The sequence below is a fragment of the Ruminococcus sp. 210702-SL.1.03 genome (assembly GCF_020559915.1).
Lineage (GTDB): Bacteria > Bacillota > Clostridia > Oscillospirales > Ruminococcaceae > YE71.
In genome coordinates, this window is the sequence record NZ_JAJCLZ010000106.1 from 1 (window position 1) to 907 (window position 907).

1 protein-coding gene is annotated in these 907 nt (G+C 46.4%); it reads left to right on the forward strand.

Going from position 1 to position 907, the window contains the following annotated elements:
- Nucleotides 1-29 precede the first annotated feature (29 nt).
- Nucleotides 30-907, forward strand: an 878-nt coding sequence (locus tag LI114_RS13620) for a conjugal transfer protein TrbL family protein (protein ID WP_227221118.1), incomplete at its 3' end; no start/stop codon positions are given.

Below are 907 nucleotides of genomic sequence, written 5' to 3' on the forward strand. Positions count from 1 at the left end.
CGAGATAACAAAGGCAGGAGGTGGTGCGGATGTTTGATTGGATCTCAGACGCCATTGACTGGATAGGCGACGGAATATCAAGCCTTTGGGACAATACAATAGGTTCTGCGGTAGATACCATAACAGACGCAATCTGGGATGTAATGTTTGAGTGGCTGTTCAACCTCATTTACGGCGCAGTTGCCGATCTTTTTGAATTTATCAATGCAAGCACAAGCAGTATTTTCGCTCTGTCGTGGGTGCAGTCGTTCATAGCATTGTTCCACAGTCTCGCATGGATGCTGTTTGTCTGTGGACTTATCGTGGCGGTGTTTGACACGGCGATAGCCTATGAATCGGGTCAGGCGAATATCAAAAATACCTGTCTGAACGTGTTGAAAGGGTTCATGGCGGCAAGTCTGGTTACTGTTGTTCCGCAAAGACTTTACTCGTTTTGCGTTAATTTGCAGGGTACATTTTCAAGCGATTTGCTTGGAAATTTCATATCGGGAACAACAACGACAGTAGCTGATTCGGGGCTGACCGTGATTATGGCACTGGCGATGGACGTAAGTCTGTTCAGCCTGTTTTTTATCATACTTTTCGGCTATTGTACAGTAAAAGTTGTGTTTTCAAACATTAAGCGTGGCGGCATAATGCTGTGTCAGATTGCTGTGGGAAGTCTGTATCTTTTTGGAGTTCCGAGAGGTTACACAGACGGATTTTACAGCTGGTGCAAGCAGGTCATTGCGACTTGTCTGACGGCATTTTTGCAGACAACGATACTCTATCTCGGACTGCTGACCTACACTCAACACGCTCTGCTTGCGGTTGGTATTTGCTTGTCGGCAACGGAAGTTCCGAGGATTGCGCAGATGTATGGATTGGATACGAGCGTCAGGGTCAATATGATGTCTGTCAGCCATAC